The organism is Rhodococcus wratislaviensis (assembly GCF_041228765.1).
Lineage (GTDB): Bacteria > Actinomycetota > Actinomycetes > Mycobacteriales > Mycobacteriaceae > Rhodococcus_F > Rhodococcus_F wratislaviensis.
Genome location: NZ_CP150488.1, coordinates 353,658 through 376,266, shown reverse-complemented (window position 1 = coordinate 376,266; position 22,609 = coordinate 353,658). Strand labels below are relative to the sequence as shown.

At 68.2% G+C, this 22,609-nt stretch carries 12 protein-coding genes; 5 read left to right on the top strand and 7 right to left on the bottom strand.

Annotation, left to right across the window (positions count from 1 at the left end; translation table 11 throughout):
• Positions 1-125 precede the first annotated feature (125 nt).
• The 3 genes from fadD32 to WKC72_RS01705 all read left to right on the top strand — a co-directional run bounded on the left by fadD32 (position 126) and on the right by WKC72_RS01705 (position 8,585).
• Entirely contained in the window at positions 126-2,021 is a 1,896-nt protein-coding gene (fadD32, locus tag WKC72_RS01715; RefSeq protein ID WP_029539691.1) for a long-chain-fatty-acid--AMP ligase FadD32, read from the top strand.
• Positions 2,022-2,094: 73 nt separating this feature from the next.
• Positions 2,095-7,044, top strand: coding sequence for a polyketide synthase Pks13 (gene pks13 / locus WKC72_RS01710; RefSeq protein ID WP_370184239.1), 4,950 nt, complete (start codon positions 2,095-2,097; stop codon positions 7,042-7,044).
• Complete coding sequence (locus WKC72_RS01705) at positions 7,041-8,585, top strand: acyl-CoA carboxylase subunit beta (protein WP_005248832.1); 1,545 nt, start codon at positions 7,041-7,043, stop codon at positions 8,583-8,585. Before pks13 ends, WKC72_RS01705 begins: the two co-directional genes overlap by 4 nt.
• A 77-nt stretch (positions 8,586-8,662) precedes the next feature.
• Here WKC72_RS01705 and WKC72_RS01700 read toward each other — a convergent pair whose 3' ends face one another.
• From WKC72_RS01700 to WKC72_RS01685, 4 genes are all read right to left on the bottom strand, one after another.
• A complete protein-coding gene (locus WKC72_RS01700) occupies positions 8,663-9,637 on the bottom strand; it encodes a hypothetical protein (RefSeq protein ID WP_268791993.1) in 975 nt (324 codons plus the stop codon).
• 209 nt (positions 9,638-9,846) lie between these two features.
• A complete protein-coding gene (locus tag WKC72_RS01695; protein WP_370181557.1) occupies positions 9,847-13,170 on the bottom strand; it encodes an arabinosyltransferase domain-containing protein in 3,324 nt (1,107 codons plus the stop codon).
• A gap of 66 nt (positions 13,171-13,236) precedes the next feature.
• Entirely contained in the window at positions 13,237-16,473 is a 3,237-nt protein-coding gene (locus WKC72_RS01690) for an arabinosyltransferase domain-containing protein (protein ID WP_370181556.1), read from the bottom strand.
• 59 nt (positions 16,474-16,532) lie between these two features.
• Positions 16,533-16,793 (bottom strand): helix-turn-helix domain-containing protein, encoded by a 261-nt coding sequence (locus tag WKC72_RS01685; RefSeq protein WP_005572349.1) that lies wholly within the window; start codon positions 16,791-16,793, stop codon positions 16,533-16,535.
• Positions 16,794-16,846: 53 nt separating this feature from the next.
• On the opposite strand from WKC72_RS01685, the gene map reads away from it, so the two are divergent.
• Positions 16,847-17,611: a type I methionyl aminopeptidase gene (gene map, locus WKC72_RS01680; RefSeq protein WP_128640306.1), complete on the top strand. Its 765-nt coding sequence runs from the start codon at positions 16,847-16,849 to the stop codon at positions 17,609-17,611.
• Positions 17,612-17,618: 7 nt separating this feature from the next.
• Here map and WKC72_RS01675 read toward each other — a convergent pair whose 3' ends face one another.
• Positions 17,619-19,409 carry a glycosyl transferase gene (locus WKC72_RS01675; RefSeq protein ID WP_370181555.1) on the bottom strand — a complete coding sequence of 597 codons (1,791 nt, stop codon included), beginning with the start codon at positions 19,407-19,409 and terminating at the stop codon, positions 17,619-17,621.
• Positions 19,410-19,623: 214 nt separating this feature from the next.
• On the opposite strand from WKC72_RS01675, the gene WKC72_RS01670 reads away from it, so the two are divergent.
• Positions 19,624-20,331: an MspA family porin gene (locus tag WKC72_RS01670; RefSeq protein WP_370184237.1), complete on the top strand. Its 708-nt coding sequence runs from the start codon at positions 19,624-19,626 to the stop codon at positions 20,329-20,331.
• Here WKC72_RS01670 and WKC72_RS01665 read toward each other — a convergent pair.
• Together WKC72_RS01665 and WKC72_RS01660 are read right to left on the bottom strand one after the other, a co-directional pair.
• Positions 20,328-20,603 carry a hypothetical protein gene (locus WKC72_RS01665; protein ID WP_037228185.1) on the bottom strand — a complete coding sequence of 92 codons (276 nt, stop codon included), beginning with the start codon at positions 20,601-20,603 and terminating at the stop codon, positions 20,328-20,330. The two genes, WKC72_RS01670 and WKC72_RS01665, sit on opposite strands and share 4 nt — an antisense overlap.
• Positions 20,604-20,715: 112 nt before the next feature.
• Complete coding sequence (locus WKC72_RS01660; protein WP_370181554.1) at positions 20,716-22,608, bottom strand: galactan 5-O-arabinofuranosyltransferase; 1,893 nt, start codon at positions 22,606-22,608, stop codon at positions 20,716-20,718.
• Position 22,609: the final 1 nt, after the last annotated feature.

The window sequence follows — 22,609 nt, the reverse complement described above, 5'->3', positions numbered from 1 at the left end:
CTTATTCGGGTGAGTGGCGTGTTACGTCATTCCCCACGAGTTGTACAAGATCCGATTCGGCGAAGGAAGTCTGGGGCGCAGTCATGCCGGTGGCATGCCTGTGTGATCGCTTCGGAGGAGATGGAATGAACGCGAAGTTCGATGATTTTATCGACGAGAAGGGCCATATCAGGCTCGACTCGGGAAGCACGCTGGTCGACTACGTCCAGCGGCACACCCGGGAGAACTCGGACGAACTGGCATACCGCTACATCGACTATTCGCGGGACAGAGACGGCGAAGCACAGGAGCTGACCTGGGAACAGTTCGGCCACCGCCTGCGCGCCGTCGCGGCTCGCCTCCAGCAGGTCACCAAGCCCGGCGACCGTGTCGCAGTCCTGGCGCCGCAGGGTCTCGACTACGTCATCTCCTTCTTCGCCGCCATCCACGCCGGAACGATCTCGGTGCCGCTGTTCGACCCCGACGAACCCGGCCACACCGACCGTCTGCACGCCGTCCTCGGTGACTGCACGCCTGCCGCCATCCTCACGGCCACCTCCTCCGCCGCGGGTGTTCGACAGTTCTTCCGGTCCCTCCCCGCCGCCCAGCGCCCCCGCATCATCGCCGTCGACGCCATCCCCGACAGCGTCGGCGAGTCCTGGGTGCGCCCCGAGATCGATCTCGACGACATCGCGTACCTGCAGTACACGTCCGGTTCCACCCGTGTGCCCGCCGGTGTGGAGATCACGCACCGCGCCGTCGGCACGAACGCGCTGCAGATGGTCGACTCCATCGAGCTCAACGAGAACTCGCGCGGAGTCACGTGGCTGCCGCTGTTCCACGACATGGGCCTGCTGACCGTCATCCTGCCCGCCCTGGGCGGCAAGTACATCACCATCATGAGCCCGCGCGCGTTCGTGCAGCGGCCGTACCGGTGGATCAAGGAACTGGCAGCGGTCTCCGACGGTGCGGGCACGTTCGCGGCCGCACCTAACTTCGCGTTCGAGCACGCGGCCGCCCGCGGTCTGCCGAAGAACGGTGAGAGCCTCGATCTGAGCAACGTGATCGGTCTCATCAACGGCAGCGAGCCGGTCACCACGTCGTCGATGCGCAAGTTCAACGAGGCGTTCGCGCCGTACGGCCTGCCCAAGACGGCGATCAAGCCCTCGTACGGGATGGCCGAGGCCACCCTGTTCGTGTCCTCGACTCGGCACTCGGACGAGGCCCGCGTCATCTACGTCGATCGCGACGAGCTCAACGCGGGTCGTGTCGTGAAGGTGGACCAGGACGCCGAGAACGCCATCCCGCAGGTGTCCTGCGGCTACGTCGCGCGCAGCCAGTGGGCCGCCATCGTCGACCCGGAGTCGCGTATCGAGCAGCCCGACGACCGGGTCGGGGAGATCTGGCTGCACGGTGAGAACATCGGCATCGGTTACTGGGGTCGCACCGACGAGACCGCCGAGACGTTCCACAACAAGCTGACCAACCGGCTTGCCGAGGGCAGCCACGCGGAGGGCACGCCCGAGGACGCCAATTGGATGCGGACCGGCGACTACGGCGTCTACATCGACGGCGAGCTGTTCATCACGGGTCGCGTCAAGGACCTCGTGATCGTCGACGGCCGCAATCACTACCCGCAGGACCTCGAGTACTCGGCGCAGGAGGCGAGCACCGCGCTCCGTCCCGGCTTCGTCGCCGCGTTCGCGGTCCCTGCCAACCAGCTGCCCGCCGTTGTGTTCGAGAACACGCACTCGGGTCTGAACTACGACGCGGGCGACTCCTCCGAGCAGCTCGTCATCGTGGCCGAGCGCGCACCGGGTGCGGGCAAGGCCGACCCCCAGCCGATCGCCGACACGGTGCGGGCGGCGTTGTCGAGCAGGCACGGGGTCACCGCGCGCGACATCCTGCTGGTGCCCGCGGGCTCGATTCCTCGGACGTCGAGCGGCAAGATCGCCCGCCGCGCGTGCAAGGCGAGCTACATCGAAGGCACCCTGCGCGGCGGATACACGCAGACGGCCTTCCCCGATAGCGTTTCCGAATAGTCCACTTCCTGACGGGTAGCTTGGTGAGTTGATGGCTGAAAAAGATGATGACCGGACCAGCAGCACAGGTGACATGACGGTCGCGCAGCTGCGCGAGTGGCTGCGCAACTGGATTGCCGACGCAACCGGGCAACCGGTCGGTCAGATCACCGACGACCGCCCGATGGAAGAGTTCGGTCTGTCGTCTCGCGACGCCGTCGCTCTCAGTGGCGAGATCGAGGAACTGGTCGGCGTCACGCTCACCGCCACGGTCGCCTACCAGCACCCCACCATCGCGTCGCTGGCCACCCGCATCATCGAGGGCGAACCCGAGCAGCCCGACGACTCGGCGGACGCCGCGTACTACGCGTCGGTGCCGACGTCGGACGCGCACGACATCGCGATCGTGGGCCTGGCTTCGCGCTTCCCCGGCGCGGGTACGACTCCTGCCGAGATGTGGCAGATGCTGGCGGAGGGCCGCGACGGCATCTCCGACCTGCCGGAGGGCCGCTGGGAGGAGTTCACCTCCGACCCGCAGATCAAGGCGGCCGTCGAGAAGGCCAACACGCAGGGCGGCTACCTCGACGACGTGAAGACGTTCGACGCGGAGTTCTTCGCGATGTCTCCGCTGGAGGTCGCGAACGTCGACCCGCAGCAGCGACTCGCGATGGAACTGACGTGGGAGGCCCTCGAGCACGCCCGCATCCCGGCCAGCGACCTCAAGGGCGAGCAGGTCGGTGTGTTCATCGGCAGTTCCGCCAACGACTATCAGTTGCTCGCGGTCAGCGACCCCGTCCATGCGCACCCGTATGCGCTGACCGGTACGTCGACGTCCATCGTCGCCAACCGGGTGTCCTACTTCTACGACTTCCGCGGACCGTCCATCGCCCTCGACACGGCGTGCTCGTCGTCGCTCGTCGCGGTGCACCAGGCGGTGCGCTCGCTGCGGTCCGGTGAGTCGGATCTCGCGCTCGCCGGCGGCGTCAACATGCTCGTCGCGCCGCCCGCCACGCTGGGCTTCGACCAGCTGGGTGTGATGGCGCCCAACGGTCGCATCAAGGCGTTCTCCTCCGACGCAGACGGCATGATCCGCGCCGAGGGCGGCGGCCTCGTCGTCCTCAAGCGTCTCGAGGACGCCGAGCGTGACGGCGACGAGATCCTCGCCGTCATCGCCGGTAGCGCGGTCAACCAGGACGGCCGCTCCAACGGTCTCGCGGCGCCGAACCCGGATGCGCAGGCCGACGTCCTGCGCCACGCCTACCGGGATGCGGGCATCAACCCGGCCGGCGTCGACTACATCGAGGCGCACGGCACCGGCACCATCCTCGGCGATCCCATCGAGGCCGACGCGCTCGGTCGCGTCGTCGGTCGTGGACGCGCCGACGACAAGCCGGCGCTGCTCGGCTCGGCCAAGACCAACTTCGGTCACCTCGAGGCCGCCGCAGGCGCCGCAGGCCTGATCAAGGTCGTGCTGTCGATGCGGGAAGACACGCTTCCGCCGACGCTGAACTTCGCCGGACCCAACCCGTACATCGCGTTCGACAAGGCGCACCTGCAGGTCATTCCCGAGGGTGCGGCGTGGCCGCGCTACACGGGCACGGCCGTCGCCGGTGTGTCCGGATTCGGTTTCGGTGGCACCAACGCGCACGTCGTCGTGCGTGAATACACCGGGCCTGCCGTGGACGACGCCGTCGAGGGCGTCGAGCCCGTTGTTCCCGTCGAGGAAACGGTGTCGGAGGCCGTCGAATCGACGGTCGTGCTCGCGGTGTCGGGTGCGCTCCCGTCGCGTCGCCGCCGGGCCGCCGCCGATCTGGCCGATTGGCTGGAGACCGAAGAGGGCAGCACCACTCCACTTGCCGATGTCGCGCGCGCTCTCGCCCGCCGTAACCACGGCCGCTCGCGTGCCGCCGTTCTGGCGAAGACTCGCGCCGAGGCCGTCACCGGGCTGCGCGCCATCGCCGCCGGGAAGCCCGGGCAGGGTGTGTTCTCCGCGGATTCGCCGTCGTCGAAGGGCGCCGTCTGGGTCCTGTCGGGCTTCGGTTCGCAGCACCGCAAGATGGCCAAGCAGCTCTACCTGGAGAATCCGGTCTTCGCCGCCGCCGTCGACGAGGTCGACGCGCTGATCGAGGACGAGGCTGGCTACTCCATGAAGGAGAAGTTCCTCGACGACGCGATCGACTACGACGTCGAGACCTCCCAGGTCGGTATCTTCACGATCCAGATCGGTCTGGCGGCTCTGCTGCGTCACCACGGCGCCGAGCCCGAGGCCGTGGTCGGACACTCGATGGGTGAGGCTGCCGCCGCGTACATTTCGGGTGGTCTGCCGCTCGAGGACGCGGTGCGGGTGATCTGCGCCCGGTCCCGCCTCATGGGTGAGGCCGAGGCCACGCTCGAGGGTGACGACATCCGTCTGATGGCGCTCGTCGAGTACAGCGCGTCCGAGATCGAGACCGTTCTCACCGACTTCCCGCACCTCGAGGTCTGCGTGTACGCGGCCCCGACGCACACCGTGATCGGTGGCCCCGAGCCCGAGGTCAACGCCATCGTCGCGCGCGCCGAGGGCGAGGAGAAGATGGCCCGCGTCCTCAAGACGAAGGGCGCCAGCCACACCTCCCAGGTCGACCCGCTGCTGGGCGAGCTGGCTGCGGAACTGGCGGGCATCGAGCCGACCAAGCTGAAGCTGGGCGTGTACTCGTCGGTCGACCAGGACACGTACTACCGCGCCGGCCACGAGCCGATCCACCGCGAGGAGTACTGGACCAAGGGCCTGCGGCACAGCGTGTACTTCACCAACGCCGTCCGCCTCGCCGTGGGCAGCGGGCACACCACGTTCGTGGAGTTGGCGCCCAACCCGGTGGCCCTGATGTCCGTCGCCGCCACCGCGTTCGACGCCGGTCTGCACGACATGCAGCTCATCCAGACGCTCAAGCGCAAGGAGGACGAGCCGCTCGGCGTCCTTGCCGCGCTCGCGCAGCTGTACGTGCACGGGCACGCCGTCGACCTGTCGTCGCTGCTCCCCGAGGGCGACTTCGCGTCCGTTCCGCGCACCGCGTGGATCCGCAAGCCGTACTGGGTGGAAACCCGCATCGATTCCAGCGGCAACACCCGTGTCCCGGGTGCGCACGTGTCGCTCCCCGACGGCCGCCACGTGTGGGAGGTCCAGGCCGGCGCGGTCACCGACCTGCCGGCGCTGGTCACCGCTGCCGCGTCGCAGGTGCTGTCGGATGTGACGCTCGCCGCGTCCGTCCTGCACGCCCACGCTCCCGCCGAGGGAACGCTCACCACCACGCTCAATCCGCACCCGGGTGGCGCGTCGCTGCAGGTGCACGCGAAGAGCGGCGCGAGTTTCACGCTGCTGTTCGACGCCGCCGTCACGTCCGGTGAGGCCCTGCCCGAACCCGTCGTCGCGGTCCCGGTGCAGTCGACCTCCCCGGTCGAGGAGCTGCCGGAGGTCGTCGAGGACATCGGCGAGAAGTGGGACCCGAACGGTTCGCAGACCCTCGAGGACCGTCTCGCGCTGATCGTCGCAGAGTCCATGGGCTACGCCCCGGAAGACCTGCCCGCCGAGATCCCGCTGATCGAGCTGGGCCTCGATTCGCTGATGGCCGTCCGCATCAAGAACCGTGTCGAGTACGAGTTCGACATCCCGCAGCTGCAGCTGCAGGCCGTCAAGGATGCGAACCTCATGGAGGTCGCCAAGTACCTGCGCTACGCGGTCGAGAACCGCGAAGAGGTGCAGGCGCTGGCTGACAAGCAGAAGGCCGAGAAGGAAGCGGAGGAGGCCGCGGAGGCGGCTCGTGACTCGGAGGCTTCCGGCTCCCCGCTGGACGCCGAGGACACGTCCGTGGAGGCCGAAGCCGAGGCGATTCTCGCGGCCACCCCGGTCCCGGAGACGGCCGCTGCTCCCGAGGCAGCCGTCGTGGACAACACGGAAGCGTTCGCCGACGCGACCGGTTCCGACGTTCCGCCGCGCGACGCCGCCGAGCGTCTGACGTTCGCCACGTGGGCCGTCGTCACCGGCGAGTCCGCCAAGGGCATCTTCAACACGCTGCCGATCCTGAACGACGAGACGGCCGAGAAGCTGGCGGCCCGGTTGTCGGAACGCGCGAACGGTGAGATCACGTTCGACGACGTCCTCGACTCCACCACCATCGAGGAACTCGCCAACGTGGTGCGCGGATTCCTCGAGGATTCGGGCAAGATCGACGGGCTGGTCCGCGCACTGCGGCCTCGCCCGGAAGGATCCGACGCCGTCCCCGTGTTCGTGTTCCACCCGGCCGGTGGTTCGACCGTCGCGTACGAGCCGCTGCTCAAGCGTCTGCCCGAGGGCACGCCGATGTACGGGTTCGAGCGCACCGAGGGTCCGATCGAAGTCCGGGCGGCCGAGTACCTGCCGCTGATCCGTGAGATCCAGGGTGACGGACCGTACGTGCTGTACGGCTGGTCGCTCGGCGGTGTGCTGGCCTACGCGGTGGCGAAGCTGCTGCGCGAATCGGGCGCGGACGTCCGGATCGTCGGCCTGATCGACACGGTCATGGCCGGTGAGAAGGTCGAGGACACCCCCGACGAGATCCGTAAGCGCTGGCAGCGGTACGCCGCGTTCGCGAAGAAGACGTACAACGTGGACTACCCGCTGCCGTACGACAAGCTCGCCGCGGCGGAGAGCGACGAAGAGCAGATCAAGATCCTGACGGAACTGCTGAAGCTGAGTGGCACGAAGATTCCGGGCGGAATCATCGAGCACCAGCGCACGTCGTGGCTCGACAACCGGGCCATCCAGACCGCCGAGCTCGAGCAGTACGACGGCGACGTCGTCCTGTACATGGCCGACCGCTACCACGATGACGTGATGAACCTGGAGCCCGCGTTCAAGACCCGGAAGCCGGACGGCGGCTGGGGCGACGCGGTGAAGAACCTGGAGATCATCCACGTGGGCGGCGATCACATCCAGATCGTCGACGAGCCGTACATCGCGAAGGTCGGTGCCGACCTCACCAAGAAGCTGGCGGCGATCCAGGCCGCCGGAACCGGAGCACATCAGTGACCACCACGACCGCAGAGAAGCTTGCCGAACTGCGCGAAAAGCTCGAAACGGCAAAGGAACCCGCGGGCGAACAGGCGATCGCCAAGCGCGCGAAGAAGGGTATTCCCAGCGCGCGCGAACGCATCGACATGCTGCTCGACCCGGGAAGTTTCATCGAGGTCGGCGGCCTGATGCGCCAGCCCGGTGATCCCAATGCCCTGTACAGCGACGGCGTCGTCACCGGTCACGGGACCGTCGAAGGACGCCCGGTCGCGGTGTTCTCGCACGATCAGACCGTGTTCGGCGGTTCCGTCGGCGAGATGTTCGGCCGCAAGGTCGCCGCGATCATGGAGTTCGCCGCCAAGATCGGCTGCCCCTGCGTCGGCATCAACGACTCCGGTGGTGCCCGGGTGCAGGACGCGGTGACGTCGCTGGCCTGGTACGCGGAGCTCGGCCGTCGGCAGGAACCGCTGTCGGGGATGTGCCCGCAGATCTCGATGATCCTCGGCAAGTGCGCGGGCGGTGCGGTGTACGCGCCGATCAACACCGACGTCCTGGTGGCTACCGAGGAGTCGTACATGTTCGTCACCGGACCCGACGTGGTCCGGAAGATCACCGGTGAGGACGTCAGCCTCGAAGAGCTCGGTGGCGCCCGGAACCAGGCCCAGTACGGCAACCTGCACCATGTGGCGGCCGACGAGAAGGCCGCGTTCGAGTGGGTGCGCAAGTACCTCAGCTTCCTGCCGTCGAGTTGCATGGAGAAGCCGCCGGTGGTCAACCCGGGTCTCGAACCCGAGATCACGGACTCCGACCGCGACCTCGACACGTTCATCCCGGACGCCGACAACGCCGGCTACGACATGCACGACATCCTGCTGCGGATCTTCGACGACGGTGAGTTCCACGAGATCGGCGGGCAGGTGGCGCTGAACATCATCACCGGCTTCGCCCGCGTGGACGGACGCACTGTCGGGGTGATCGCGAACCAGCCGCTGGTCGCGGCGGGCGCGCTGGACGCCCAGGCCTCGGACAAGGCCGCACATTTCATCCGTATCTGCGACGCCTTCGACATCCCGCTGGTGTTCGCCGTCGACACGCCCGGGTTTCTTCCGGGCCTCGAGCAGGAGCGGATCGGCGTCATCAAGCGCGGTGGCCGGTTCATCTTCGCGTTCGTGACGGCGACCGTCCCGAAGGTGACCGTCGTGATCCGCAAGGCGTACGGCGGCGCGTACGCCGTCATGGGCTCGAAGCAGCTGGGCGCCGACATCAACTTCGCGTGGCCGACCGCCCGCATCGCGGTGATGGGCGCGGAGGGTGCTGTCGACCTCATCGGGCGTAGGCAGATCGAGGCCGCGGGCGAGAACGCTCCCGCCGTCCGCAGGCAGCTGATCAACTTCTACAACGAGAACATCGCGACGCCGTACATCGCGGCGGAGCGTGGCTACATCGACGCCGTCATCGAGCCCGCCACCACCCGGCTCGAGATCCGCAAGGCGCTGACGATGCTGCGCGACAAGAAGGTGCAGCGCAACCCGCGCAAGCACGACCTGATGCCTCTCTGATTCGTCGCCGCCCGCTCGCCCGATGTCGCACCGGTCCAGTCTGAGTGCACCACTGTGACATTGGGTGCGGCGGTGACTCATGCCGACCGCAGCTTCGGCTCGGTGTGGACGAACACCGGCGGCCTGGGGCGCGACGCAGCCAGCGTGTGCGCCGCGCGGAGATCCGCGAGCACCGTTGCCGGGTCGTCCTGAATCTGCTTCGGCAGGTGCGTCACGACGATGATGCCCTCGCGCTGCATCCGCGCCCGCCGCATCGTCGTCGCCTGGTGGAGTTCGGGCGAGAAGTGGTACTTCAGCGAGTCGATCTCCCAGGCGACGGCGACGTCGTCCAGCCAGCCGTCGGGACGGGCGATCCACAGCCCGGCGGCGGACAGCACGTCCACGTTGTGCCGCATCGGCGGAAGACCGCTCGTCGCATACAGCTTCTGCGCGTGGACCTCGGCGACGGAATGCGCGTCGTCGCTCAGTTCACGCAGGACCGCCCGGGGTAGGCGGCTTCCGCGGTCGCTGCCCTGCGCGAGTTCGCGCACCAGTTCGTCGACTGTCACGTCGCCGCGCTGGATGCCGCCGGCGAGGAGCGCCCGGCAGCTGTCCGCCTGGAGTGTGCGACGTCCGGCGTCCAGGAGGCTGCGCGCCGGGGGAGCGAGACGCAGGAGCCCCCGCTGGACCGGTGCGGGCATCCGCCACGTCCGTTCGACTTTCACGTACGCCCAGTCTCGGCGGTGCCGGGTGGACGGGATGAGCAGCAGCACGTCGTTCCGGGACGCCGATGCGGTGTAGCCGAACGCGGCCAGCGCGGCGTGACCCGACAGGACTGCGTCCGGACCGCCGTATTCGAGTGCTGCCAGATTGCGCTGCAGCGTCGTCGGCGGCCCGTTGTGCAGGAGGACGACGCCGGGCAGGATCCGCTGCCAGGGTCCGCCGTCGGTGCAGCGTGAGGAGATGGTGCCTTTCGCGACACCCAGCCGTTCCAGGGTGGCCGCGCGGATCACACCGTCGCGGCTGACGGCGGTTATCGCAGTGAGATCGTCGGCCCAGGTTCCTCGTCGCATGAGTCAGAGCATGCCGCGGGCGAATCGGACCGTCGCCGGAAAGCCCACGTCGGAAATTGCCCTGTGGATGAACGGAAGGTTGTGGACAACTCCGCGGCCGGTGGAGCTGTTTCGCCGTGTCGGGCCGCCCGGCGCGGCGCCCGATGTGACATTCGTTCAGTCAGAGTGAACGCGTGTGACATCGGGCGACGCAAGCGGGGCAGGCAGGTCTACGGGCTGCTGTACACCCGCAGGGTGCCCGGCTTCCACAGTCCGGATCGGGTCTCGGTCTCGGTGTCGACCGTGGCCGCGGTGGCGTCCGGGAAGTACCGGTCGAAGCGCTCGAGGGAGCCCCAGTCGCGGCCCCAGTCGTCTCGCATGTAGGTGGGGATGGAGGTGGCGCTGGCGAGCAGTTCGGTGAAGCCGAGGGGCCCACCGTTCTCCGGGGACTGCCAGGTGTCGGTGGAGCTGACGGCCAGCGGGCGGTCGGGGAGGATGCGGTAGTTCGGCATCTCCGCGACACCGTACTGGTGGTCGAACGGGCGCTGGCACGGGAACTGCAGTCCGACGGCCCAGTCCAGCAGCACCGGTTGCGAGCTGCCGATCGTCGAGTTGAGGGTCTCGAGCTTCGGAACCCGCGGCGGGGTGAAGGCCAGCCACTGGTCGCCGGTGAGGTTGGGGTCGTTGGCGACGATCCGCACGGAGTCGGCGTCGGGGGACAGTTCGCTGATCGGGACGCGCAGGTTGCGCCACGACGGTGCGGGACCGATGTCCTTGGGCAGGTAGGTGCCCTGGGCCTGCACGGTGCCGTCGGGCTGACGCTTGCCGTATTCGAGGAGCAGCGACTGACCGTAGGTGAGGGCGCCGGTCGAGTCGACCGACCAGATGCGGCCCGCGGCGGACATGACGATCAGCGGGGCGTCGTCGCTGCGTTCGGGGAGTGCATACCAGCTGGACGACAGTGTCGCCGGTTCCTGCACGCCTTCCTGGTAGCTGCCCATGACGGGTGTGGTGGCGGGGTCGAGTCCGAACGGCAGCTTGGCGGTGCTGCCGTTGACGCCGACGTTTCCGGTGCCGCCGCTGGTTCCGGCGCTCGATCCGGTCTCGAAGCTGGGCCCGACGCTCTGGTTGTCGGTGTTGCCCATGCCCTGCTTGACCTCGACGTAGTCGGCGGTCAGGTCGGACGGCACCCCGTTGGGGGAGAAGCCGACGGGATCGGCTCCGCCGAGCGGGTCGGCGGGGTTCGCCAGCGGCTGCGCGGGATCGTTGAGGGGTGTGAGGTTTCCGCCGTTGGTGTCGCCTTCGACGAGGACGTCCTCGGCGAGTCCGCACGTCTGCCCGGTGAGGGAGTCGAAGTTCGACCGTGCCAGCGAGTACGCCGGGTACTGGGAGACGGCGCCCTTGAGGAGTGAGAGGACTTCGAACAGCACCATGATGCCGGCGACGACGGTGAGCGGGGCGGCCGCGAATTTCCTGATCCGCCTGCCCTTCTCCGTGTTGGCGCGGGCAGGTGGTGCGGCGAATCCCTCACGTAGGTACTGCCAGGCGGCCAGTGCGACGGCCAGCCCGAACAGGACGAGGAAGAACGTATTGGACTGGCGGCCGCCGATGGAGACGGTCTTGTCGAACCACGGCACGCCGTAGCTCGAGACGTACCAGTATCCGTTGATGCCCGCGAACGTCAGGGCCAGCATGAGGAGCAGGCCGGCGAGGAAGATCGTGCGGTTGCGGCGCGACCGCAGCGCGGACGCCGACACGGCGACGGCGGTGAGTGCGGCCAGGGAGCCGGCGATGCCCGCGTACGCCCCGAAGTGGTGGGTCCACTTGGTGGGGTTGAACATCATGAAGAAGATCGTGCCGAACACGACACCGAGCAGACGCCACGACGGTCCGGTGGCGGCGCCGGGAATCCGCTTGCGGCGCAACAGGATGAACAGCGTCGTCAGCAGGCACAGGATCATCGTCAGGAACGCGAAGCGGCGAGCCACGGAACCGTCGACGGTGGGGACGAAGAGGTAGTAGTAGCGCAGGAAGTCCTTGTACCACTCGAGGTTCGGGCCGATCAGGGTGCGGACCCGGGTGGCTTCCATCACCGCGGCGACGGTCTGGTCGGCGAACACGACCACCAGGACGATCGTGCCGGCGGCCGCGATCGGAGCCAGCAGCGGCAGCGTCCCCACCTGGCGGTGGCGCTTGACGACGATTCGGACGAGCGGACGGGCGCCGGCGAGCAGGGCGGCCACACACATCAGTCCCGTCGGGGCGGCCGCGAGCGTGAACGCGCCGATCAGGACGGCGACCGCCGCGGGGAGGAGACGTCCGGTCGCGATGGACCGCTCGATGGAGCACCACGTGAGCAGGGCGCCGAGCGCGACGATGGGCTCGGGCCGCAGGCCGTTGTTGTAGGGCAGCCAGAACGCGAGGAAGACGAGCCCGCCGGTCCACAGCGCGACCTTGTTGCGGCGGACGGACCGGCCGAGGCGCGGAGCGACCTCCCGGCTGATCACCATCCAGCACAGGATGCCGGCGATCAGGGCGGGCAGTCGCATGAACGGGCTCGCCGTCGAGATCTTGGCCATCGCGGCCAGGACGTCGTAGTACCAGCCGAACGGCGCCTCGGGGACACCGAACCAGCGGAAGTAGTTGGCCATGTAGCCGGCGTGGTCGGAGACCCGGGCCATGGTGAGGAGGTAGCCGTCGTCGGACGTGTTGGCGCCGATGAAGTGCCACAGCACCAGCGTGCCCACGACGATCGTGTCGAGTCCGGTGAACTTCCACCAGTGCGACGGCAGGAAGTTGCGGTGCCCGCGCCCGTCCGTGCCGTCGAGGCGGCCGAGGGCGACCAGGGCAATGGCCGTGGCGAGGAGGGCCACGATCATGGCGACGAGCTTGATCAGCGTGGGGCTCGACGAGAACCGGGAGTCCACGTTCATCGTGAACGACAGGCCTGCCGGTGCTGCCCCGTCGCGGAGGTCGCTGAACACGCCCACCACCTGCGGGCGGAGGTCGCCGGTGAGGGAACCGGCGATCGGGTCACCGGTCGGAGTGGTCAGACCCACGAACTCGGCGGACGTCGCGTCGATGTTCGATGTGATGCGGATCTCGGTGCAGGCGCCCGACTGCACCTGTTCGCGCGGCGCCGTCGCGATCGTGACGTTGCGGTCGAGCACGTCCACGGACTTGTCCGACACCCGCACGAACATCGCATTCAGTGCCGCACCCTCGCCCTGTGCGGGGGCCGTGGCCAGCAGGATTCCGCCCTGCGGGGGGAGCCCGGCCACGGCGGAACACGGGATCGCCGCCGACAGATCGACCGGGACCTGCGACATCAGCGGTGCTTCGAGATCGCCGACGACGCCGTTCTCCGGCCAGTTCACCGCTGCGGTGGTCTGCTGCACCGGCATGAACGGAGTGGCCACTGCCAGCACGAACCCGAGGAGTCCGGTGACGATGGCGATCAGACGAGCGGTCCGGTACTCACTCCGCCGGTCCTGGCGAGCAGGTGGCGAAGTGGATTCGGCGTCGGAGACGGAAGTTGTCAGAGCGTCGGGCACGGTTGTCGATGGTATGTCAGGAACCTGAGTAGGCATATTGCCGCCTACCAGAGGGTAGGGACACTTCTAGTAGTAACGCACCGGTCCGGCCGACCAGGTGCCCGACCTGGTCACCTGTTCGGATTCGACCTGCGCGGGCGTCGCCGACTCGTCGAGCGGTGTGTACCGCTCGAGCGAGCCCCAGTCGCGGTCCCAGTCGTTCGACAGGTACGTGGCCAGGGTGCTCGCCGACAGCAGCTGGTCGGTCCAGCCCAGGGGGCCGCCGCCGAACTTGTCCTGCCAGGCATTGGTGGACTCGGCGCCGATGCGGTCGGGGAGGACACGCCACTGCGGGACCTCGGCGACGCCGTAGCGGTGGTCGAAGGGCCGCTGGCAGGGGAACGCGAGCCCGACGGCCCAGTCGAGGAGCACGGGGTCACTGGAGCCGACGACGGTCTGCAGCGTCTGCATCGTCGGCACCCGGGGCGGAGTGACCGCGAGCCACTGGCCGGGGTCGGTGTCCGGGTCGTCCGCGACGAGCCGGACCGTGTTCGCCTCGGCGGGCAGCTGGTCGAGCGGCACGCGCAGGTTGCGCCACGACGGGGACGGTCCGATGTCGATCGGGTCGACGGTGCCGAGCGCGGTGACGGACCCGTCGGGGCCCGTGACCCCGTACTCGACCTTCAGGCTCTGTCCGGGGGTGACGACGCCGTCCGCGTCGACCGACCGGATGCGTCCGGCGGCCGAGATGGTGAGGATCGGTGCGTCGTCGCTGCGGTCGGGCAGCCCGTACCAGCCGGTGGTGAGGGAGGCGGGTTTCTGCTCCCCGCCCGGCTGGTAGCTGCCGAGTACCGGGGTTCGGGCGGGGTCGAGGCCGAACGGCAGCGTCACGGTGCTGCCGTTGACTCCGGCGGTGGCCTCGGTGCCGCCGCCGGTGCCGGAGCTCGTGCCCGTCGTCGTCTCGTCGGTCTCGGTGTCGACGGTGTTCGCGCCGCCGGTGGCGATCTTCTCGGAGTCGGCGGTGAGGTCGTCGGCGATGCCGTTGGGGGTGAAGCCCTCCGCGGCCGTCGTGCCGAATGCGCCTGCGCCGTTCGGGTCGGTGACCGGGGTGAGCGGCTGCAGCAGGGCGGCGGTGGGGTCGGTCTCGACGAGGACCTCGTCGGCGAGCGCGCACGAGTTGCCGGTCACCGATTCGATGTTGGCCTTCGCGATGGAGTAGCCGGGGTACTGCGCGACGGCCCCCTTCAGCAACGACAGCACCTCGAACAGGACGACGGCACCGGCCGCGACGGTCAACGGGGACGGTGCCAGCATCCGGGCACGCTTGCCGTTCGGTTTCTTGCCGTTCTCGTACGGTTCGCGGACGTGGTACCAGGCGGCGAGGAGCAGCGTGAGCACGGTGAGGCCCAGGAACAGTGTGGAGAAGCCCTTGCCCGCGATCATCGGCGGCTTGTCCCACCACGGGACGCCGTAGCTGGACACGTACCACCAGCCGTTGGAACTGGTGAACGCGACCGCGAGGATGAACAGGACACCCGCGGCGAACAGGGTGCGGTTCCGTTTGGAGCGGATGCTCGCGGCCCCCACCCCGACCGCGGCGAGCACCGCGACCGAGCCGGCGAGACCCGCGTACACACCGAAGTGGTGGGTCCATTTGGTGGGCGTGAACATCATCAGCAGCAGTGACGCGAACACGATGCCGAGGATGCGGCGGGACGGTCCGATCGCGGTCCCGGGCACCTTCCCCTTGCGCAGGATCAGCATCACGCAGACCACGACGCACAGCAGCATCACGAACACGCCGAACCGGCGGGCCAGCGAGCCGTCCGGCGAGATCCCCATGAGCGAATCCCAGCGCAGCCGCTCGTCGAACCAGGCGACGTTGGGGCCGAGGGCCGTACGGACGCGCGTCGACTCGAGCACCGTCGCCAGTGTCTGATCCGCGAAGACGGCCACCATCACAACGGTTCCCGCGGCGAGGATCGGCAGGATCTGGGACGCGAAACCCACCCGGTGGCCCCGTGCGATGACGATCTGCAGGATCGGCCGCGCGCCGGCGATCAGGGCGGCGATGCAGATCAGGCCGGACGGTCCGGCCGCGAGGGAGAACGCGGCGATCAGCACGGCGACGGCACCGGGGAGTAGTCGTCCGGTGGCGATGGCGCGCTCGATGGAACACCACGTGAGGAGGGCGCCGAGCGCGATGACCGGTTCGGGGCGCAGCCCGTTGTCGTACGGCAACCAGAACGCCAGGAAGACCAGTCCGCCGGTCCAGAGGGCAGTTCTGTTGCGGCGCACCGCCACACCGAGGCGGGGAATGACCTCGCGGCTGATCACCATCCAGCAGAGGAGGGCGGCGAGCAGCGTCGGCAGTCGCATCCACATGCTCGCGGTGCTCACCTTCGCCAGCGCCGCGAGGAGTTCGTACGACCACCCGAACGGCGCCTCGGGGACGCCGAACCAGCGGAAGTAGTTGGCCATGTAGCCGGAATGCTCCGACACGCGTGCCATGCCGAGGAGGTAGCCGTCGTCGGAGGTGTTGGCGCCGACCACGTGCCACAGCAGCAGCGTCCCGATCACGACGGCGTCGACACCGGTGAACTTCCACCAGTGCGCGGGCAGGAAGCGGCGGGCGCGGCGGCCGTCGATGCCGTCCACGCGGTGCAACGCGTACAGCGACGTCAGCGTTGCGAGGACGCACACGATCATCGCCAGCAGTTTGAGCAGGGTGGGGCTGGACGAGAATCGGGAGTCGGGGTGGACGTGCACGTTCAAACCTGCAGGCGCCGCCCCTTGCAGGTCGGTGAACAGGCCGACCATCTGCGGGCGCTGATCGCCCTCGACGGAACCGGCGAGGGGTTCGGCGGTGCCCGTGATCTCGGCGGACGTCCGCTGGTGGTCGGACGTGACGGTGAGGGCGGTGCAGCCCTGGAGGTCCGCGGCGTCGGCCGAGATCAGGGAGATGCCGCGAATCGTGACGTCGACAGTGCCGCCGGCGCCGCCCTTCACGACGAGGCCGTTCTTCTCGAAGTCGGGGGCCCGATTCGGGAGGGTCGAGACGACGGTGCCGCCGTCGGGCCCGAGTTGTGTGAACACCGAACAGGGCACGGTCACCTGCATGTCCAGCGGTGTGTACGAGACCAGTGGCGCCTCGACGCTGTTCAGGGTGCCGTCCTGCGGCCAGTCGATCGACGCGGCATCCTGCTTCACCGGGAGGAACGGGGTGGCCAGCGCGAGCACGAACCCGATCAGGCCGGTGACGATCGCGATGAGCCGGGAAGTGCGGATGCTTCGAACGTCAGGCAGCGGGGGTTGGGACGGCACAGAACGATGTTAGGCGATTGTGGCTCCGCCACCCGTGAGTACTTGTTAACGCCCGGCGGTTAAGAAGTACTCACGGGACCGAAGGTCACGACCGCGGCGACGTCGTCGAGGGAGAGGTCGAGAACCCGGGCGACCGCGGCGATCGTGAAGAACGCGGGTGTCGCGATGCGTCCGGTCTCGATCTTGCGCAGGGTTTCGACGGAGATGCCGGCGTCGAGTGCGACCGTGACCATGCTCATGTCTCCCCGCGCGGATCGCAGCAGCTCACCCAGCCGCTGCCCGCGTTCGAGTTCCTCTGCTGTCAACGGCACACGCACCATGTGTCATATAGTAATACCGGTATAGAAATTGGATCCGGTGTGGAGGGTGAGTTGTGGTCGAGTTGAAGACGGCAGCTGAGGTGAAGGCGATGCGCGCGGCCGGCCGGGTGGTGGCCGACGCTCTGGCCGCCGTGCGTGAGGAGGCCGCGATCGGGGTGACGCTCCAGGGCCTCGATGCGGTGGCCGCCGCAGTGATCCGGGACGCGGGGGCCGAGCCCGTGTTCCTGAACTATCACCCGAACTGGGCGCCCAGCCCGTTCCCCGGGGTGATCTGCGCGAGCGTGAACGACGCGGTGGTGCACGGCATTCCCGGCGACTATCGACTCCGCGACGGTGACCTCGTCAGCATCGACTGCGGCGCCAGGCTGGCCGGCTGGTGCGGGGACGCCGCCGTGAGTTTCGTCGTGGGCACGGCGGACCCGGCCGACGTGGCACTAGTCGAGGCCACCGAAGCCGCTCTCGCGCACGGCATTGCGGCCGCGCGTCCGGGAAACCGGTTGGGAGACATCGGTGCCGCCATCGGGCTGTACGCGCGCGGGGCGGGGTACGGGATGCTCGCCGACCACGGCGGGCACGGCATCGGCAGGCAGATGCACGAAGATCCGCACGTGCCCAACGAGGGACGCGTCGGGAAGGGAATGCTGCTGCGTCCGGGGATGGTGATCGCGATCGAACCCATGCTCATCGCCGACGGCACCGACGACTACCGGCACGAGGCCGACGGCTGGACGCTCCGCACGGCGACGGGAGCCCGTGCCGCGCACAGCGAGCACACGGTCGCCATCGGTGAGGACGGTCCGGAAGTGTTGACGCGGTAGGACTTTCCTACGTCAGTGCTCGCACGTCCCACACCCACACGCCGTCGACCGGCTTCGCGGGCGCCCCGACGAGCTGCTGGACCGTCTCGCGCAGAACGCGGTCGTTCTGGGTGTGTGGCAAGACCAGGACGTCGGCGTTCCAGAACTTCAGGTCCGTCAGTGCCTGGGCTTTCGTCGCCTCGTCGATGGCAGGCACCTGGCCGGACGACTGTGCGGACGCGAGCAGTAGTGCGGTGGGGCGGTCGTCGGGGCCGTACTTGCCCCGGTCCTCGCTGCCGGCCGGGCCTACGAAATACCCACCGGCGATGGGGAATGCAAGATCCTGCTCGGTCTGCCAGCGCAGCATCCGCGCGTTCTCCGGGGAGGGGAGCGGCACCGTGACGACGGAGCCCTCGCCGACGTACTCCCGCCACGTGCCGTCGGCGAAGAAACTCGGTGCGGTGTCGCGCTGCACCACGGCAAGCGGCGTGGGCGCCAGCGGAAGCAGCGCCACCGCGAGCCAGCCCACCCACAGCAGGGTGGTGGTCCGCTGGCCCTCGCGGGCGGACGCCAGGGCGCGGTCGGTGCCCAGCGCGAGCAGCAGGGCGGCGGCGGGCAGGCAGCCCATCGCGAAGCGCGATTCGAGTACGGATTCGAGGAGCGGCAGGTGTGAGATCAGCTTCCACGGCAGGGGGATTCCGGTGTCCCAGCCGCCGATCGTCAGCGATGTCCCGAGCGACAGGACGCCCATCACGGCGACGGTCGCGGCCGCGGCGCGAGCGAGCGGCATGCGCCACAGCCACAGGGCCGACAGGCCGAGGAGGATCAGCAGGGGCCAGCCGAAGTACGCGTTCTCCTCGGTGGCGTTCATGCTGAACTCGGCGGACCCGGGCTCGCCTGCCAGCGAGGACGTCGGAAAGCTGGTGAACGCTTCGGTGTCGTTGCCGACCGGGCCGTGTTCGATCGCCCGGTAGCTGTCGGGTCCGAAGAACTGCCACCACAGCGGCACGGCGGCGATGGCCAGCGCGAGGCCGCCCGCGATCGCGAAACCCTTGATGCTGCGCTTGGCCGCCGCGAATGCGGCACGCGGACGCGACACTGCGTAGGCGGCACCGAAGACGGCGAACGCCAGCGCGTAGATCAGCAGGGGTTCTTCGCCGAGGAAGATCTGATAGGCGATCAGCAGGCCCAGTGCGATGCCGTCGCGCACCGGGCGCGCCCCACTGCCCAGCCTGATGACGGCCAGCGCGATGAACGGCAGCAGGAACAGGGCGACGAAGTTGGGGTGCCCGTTGGTGTGCGAGATCAGCGCGGGGGCGAACCCGCACAGGCCACCGCCGACGGCGGCCGCGAGTCGTGACGACACGACGTGCCGCGAAAACACCCAGTACCAGGCAATTGCGGTGCCCGACAGGCCAAGTGTGAGAGCGAGAGTGAAGGTGACGTTCGGTCCGAACAGCAGCGTGACGGGCGCCAGCGGAATGCTGATGCCGAACATCGCCGTGTTGCCCATGAGATTGACGCCCAGCGGGTAGTTCTGCAGGTCGCTGGAGAGGGGATTCTCCAGATGGACCAGTGAGCGTGCGGCGACCGCGAAGAACCACTCCCACATCGTCTGGTCCTGGCCGCTGCGCACCAGATAGCCGGTCCCGAGGTGTTTCCACTGGCGGGCCAACACGAATGCCGCGAGGCCGACATAGATGACGACCGCTGCGACATCGGCCGGGTGCGGCCGGAGACGGGAGCGGAGAGGGCGAGTAGTGGTGCTGGTGCTCTCGGCCTGCCGAGTGGTCTCGACCTGGGTGAGTATCTCAGTCACGCAGCTGCGCCTCCGGTTCTCGGGTCGATGTCAATCGACCGAGGGTACCGGAGGTCGCTGAGAGCTTCCTGGGTTGCGATCGCGTGATTGTTGCGTGTATCACATCAAGTTGATTTGTGAACTTCTGATCAATACAGGGATATTCTCCTGCCCCACTGGTTACGCTCAGCATGCTTTTTCGTATCGGTTGCAGTGCACTCTGAATGGGGTCGGCATGACGGACATCAGCACATCTCGATTTGGGTACAAACGGTTTACACGCTCGGTGGCAGTCGCAGGCATCGCCGCGCTCGCCATGGTCATGGGCAACGGCACCGCGTCGGCCGGCGTGGACAATTCCAGCTCCGTGATCGACGCACGAGGAAATCGCATCGAAGTCGTGCAGGGCGACACGGTGTATCAGACGGTACCGCCGCTGGACGGCGTGCCCACCAGCGTGGAGTTCTTCCACAACGGTTACGCCGGGGTCGCGATCACGGGCCCGAACGCGGAGGAGTTCGAGGGAACTCAGCTCACCGTCGGTTATCAGATCGGTTATCCGGTCGCATTGGCAGGCGCGACGATCGTTCTGAATTCGCCCGGACTCGGGTTCGCGATCGGATCGAGTAATGGAATCGACATCGGTTTCGGCGTGATGGGGTTCGAGAGTCTGAATCTGAACGCAGGGACCAACGCGGAACTCGCCGGTGACATCATTCCGTCGCAGGAACTCGATATCGACCTGGAGCCCGGTGGAATCACCACCGTCCCGCTCCTCGAGGGTCAGGAGTTCGACGGATCGGCCGCTGTGGTCAGGATGCAGGGAGTTCATGGCTCCATCTCCGGTGCTATCGGGCCGGTCACCATCCGTCCGTACGCAATGGCTGTGACGGAGAACGGTGACACCGTGATGACTTACGGTGTGCCGCAGAAGCTCAACTAGGCAGCCCGCCCGACAGGGTGCCTGACAGGGGTCGCCGGACTGATGTCCGGCGACCTCTGTCGACTGACAAGGACGACGACGTCGCCTGTGATCCACACGGCGGCGCCGAGTAGGGCGATCACGAAAAGCACCCAGTGCCCGACGTAGACACCGACGATCGCTCCGATCGTCGCGGCGAGTCCGGCATGCACGACCACCTCACCGCCGGCGGTGCCGAGTAGATAGTCTTCGGCACCGCTACCGGCACGTCGAGGCTCCACTGCATCCGGCATGACCGCTCCTCGCGACGACCCGACAATTCCCCTCGGGGCGCGGAAAATACCCGCCTCCCTGATTGGGTGCGGGGTTCCCGCGGGTAAGGCGAGGTAAACGTGAACAGACCGATCAGTTTCTTGTGACGACCACGAACGGTCCGGTCTCCGACACCGTGAATCGCGGGTCGTCGAACAGTTCCTTCGGGAACGTGACGGTGTAGCGGCGCACGTTGGGATCGTTGGGATATACGTCCTCGGCGAGCCGCAGCGTGTACCCGTCGGGGCCCTGGCGGAACACGAACGCGTCGGGGGCGCGCCATGGCGCCGTGTCGAGTGCGGCCACCAACTGGTCGGGGGTCTCGAACTCGCTCCACTCCGCGATGGTGTGGGCGCGTCCGGCGAAGTCTGCCAGGGGATTCGAGTAGTGCGACGTCAGCGCCAGGAACCCGAGGTAGGGGTAGAAGCTGAGGAAGCTGGTGTCGGCGGTCAGCACTACGGTGTCGTCGCGGTCGCGGGGGATCTGCGCCCGGATCAGCTCGTCGACTGCCGTGTAATGGGCGGCGGCGCCGGGTGGGCGCTGGTCGGCGCGTTCGCCGTTGCCGTCGGTGTCGGTGTAGGCGACGGCGATGTCGGAGTCGAGGAACTTGGGGATGTTCTGGACGAACGACAGCGCGCCCAGCACGCCGATCACCAGGACCGCCCCCTTGACCCGTGGGTTGTCGCTCGTCGCGAGCACGAGCCATCCTGCGAATTCGACGAATCCGAAGACGCCTGCCGCGCCGAGCAGGACGATCAGCACAGGCTCGAGCCGGAACGAGAGGAGGGTGCTGCCGAGCACGGTGAACGCCATCGACAGCAGCGACCACAGGTAGATGGCGACCACTCCGACGCCGAGTGCCTGCGCACGCCGCGACGTCGACGCGCGGGCGACGAGCCAGATGGTGCCGAGCAGGCACAGTGCCCCGGTGAGGGAGAAGTGGATCATCGGCAGCGGCAGATGCGCGCCTGCCTCGGGCAGATAGTGCAGCGCTGTTCCCGATGCGGCGGGCGAACCGCCCACGACCTTCAGCAGATACGGCAGCCAGACGGTCAGCGCGAGAAGGCCGGACAGGGCGGCGATCACGATCAGCCGGACCAGCGGATCGATCGCCGCCCGCCACGACTTCCGGGCACGTATCCGCAAGGTCGCGGCCAGCAGCGCGAGCAGGGTGATCGCGAAGGCGGCGAGTCCGAGATACAGCGTGTAGAACGTGGCGGCGAGGCCGAGGAACAGTCCGGTGCCGATCACGGCACCCCAGCCGCCGCGCCCGTCGACACGATTCAGCCCGCCCCAGGCGAGGACGAGCGCGGGACCGATCAGCAGGGTGATGACGGCGCCGTACGGTTCGGGTGACCCGTAGGCCAGGACGAGCGCCGCGGTCGCGAGGGACACGACGATGGCCAGGTCGTGGCGGATCAGGTTGCTCCACAACACCAGTGCCACGACGGCGGCGACGGCGAGCGAGGCGATGGCGTACGGCTTGAACGCTTCCCAGCCGCTCGTGCCGAGGAGGTTGGCGACGCGCCCGCCCACCCAGAACCAGCCGGCCGGGTAGTACGGCGGAAGGTCGGCATACGTCATGTCGCGCAGCGCCGCCGAGTCGGTCAGCCGCGTGAGGTACTCGGTGCGGAACTCCTGGTCGACGGAGACGCCGTGCAGGTACAGCTTGGTGGCTGCGAGGGGCAGGCCGAGGGTGACGGTCACGAAACCCGACAGGCTCGCCCACGACAGCAGCCGGGCGAACCGTGGAGCTCGGTGCAGTCGGACGAGCAGCACCGACACCGCGATACCCGCGATGGCGACGACCTGGCCGACCGTGGTGACGGCCTGGGTCACGTTGGACGAGTTGAACGCCGGCCACTGCACGCGCGCGAACGCGAACAGTCCGACCGCCGCCACCACTGCGGCCACGACGGCCCCCAGCAGCATTTCGACAGCTGTCGACAGGGACCGTCGGGCCGGTGCTACGTCTGCTTCCGTCACG

Coding starts and splice junctions, on each gene's coding strand:
- fadD32 (WP_029539691.1), top strand. CDS start 126: ATGAACGCGAAGTTCGATGATTTTATCGACGAGAAGGGCCATATCAGG.
- pks13 (WP_370184239.1), top strand. CDS start 2,095: ATGACGGTCGCGCAGCTGCGCGAGTGGCTGCGCAACTGGATTGCCGAC.
- WKC72_RS01700 (WP_268791993.1), bottom strand. CDS start 9,637: ATGCGACGAGGAACCTGGGCCGACGATCTCACTGCGATAACCGCCGTC.
- WKC72_RS01685 (WP_005572349.1), bottom strand. CDS start 16,793: ATGGTGCGTGTGCCGTTGACAGCAGAGGAACTCGAACGCGGGCAGCGG.
- WKC72_RS01670 (WP_370184237.1), top strand. CDS start 19,624: ATGACGGACATCAGCACATCTCGATTTGGGTACAAACGGTTTACACGC.
- WKC72_RS01665 (WP_037228185.1), bottom strand. CDS start 20,603: ATGCCGGATGCAGTGGAGCCTCGACGTGCCGGTAGCGGTGCCGAAGAC.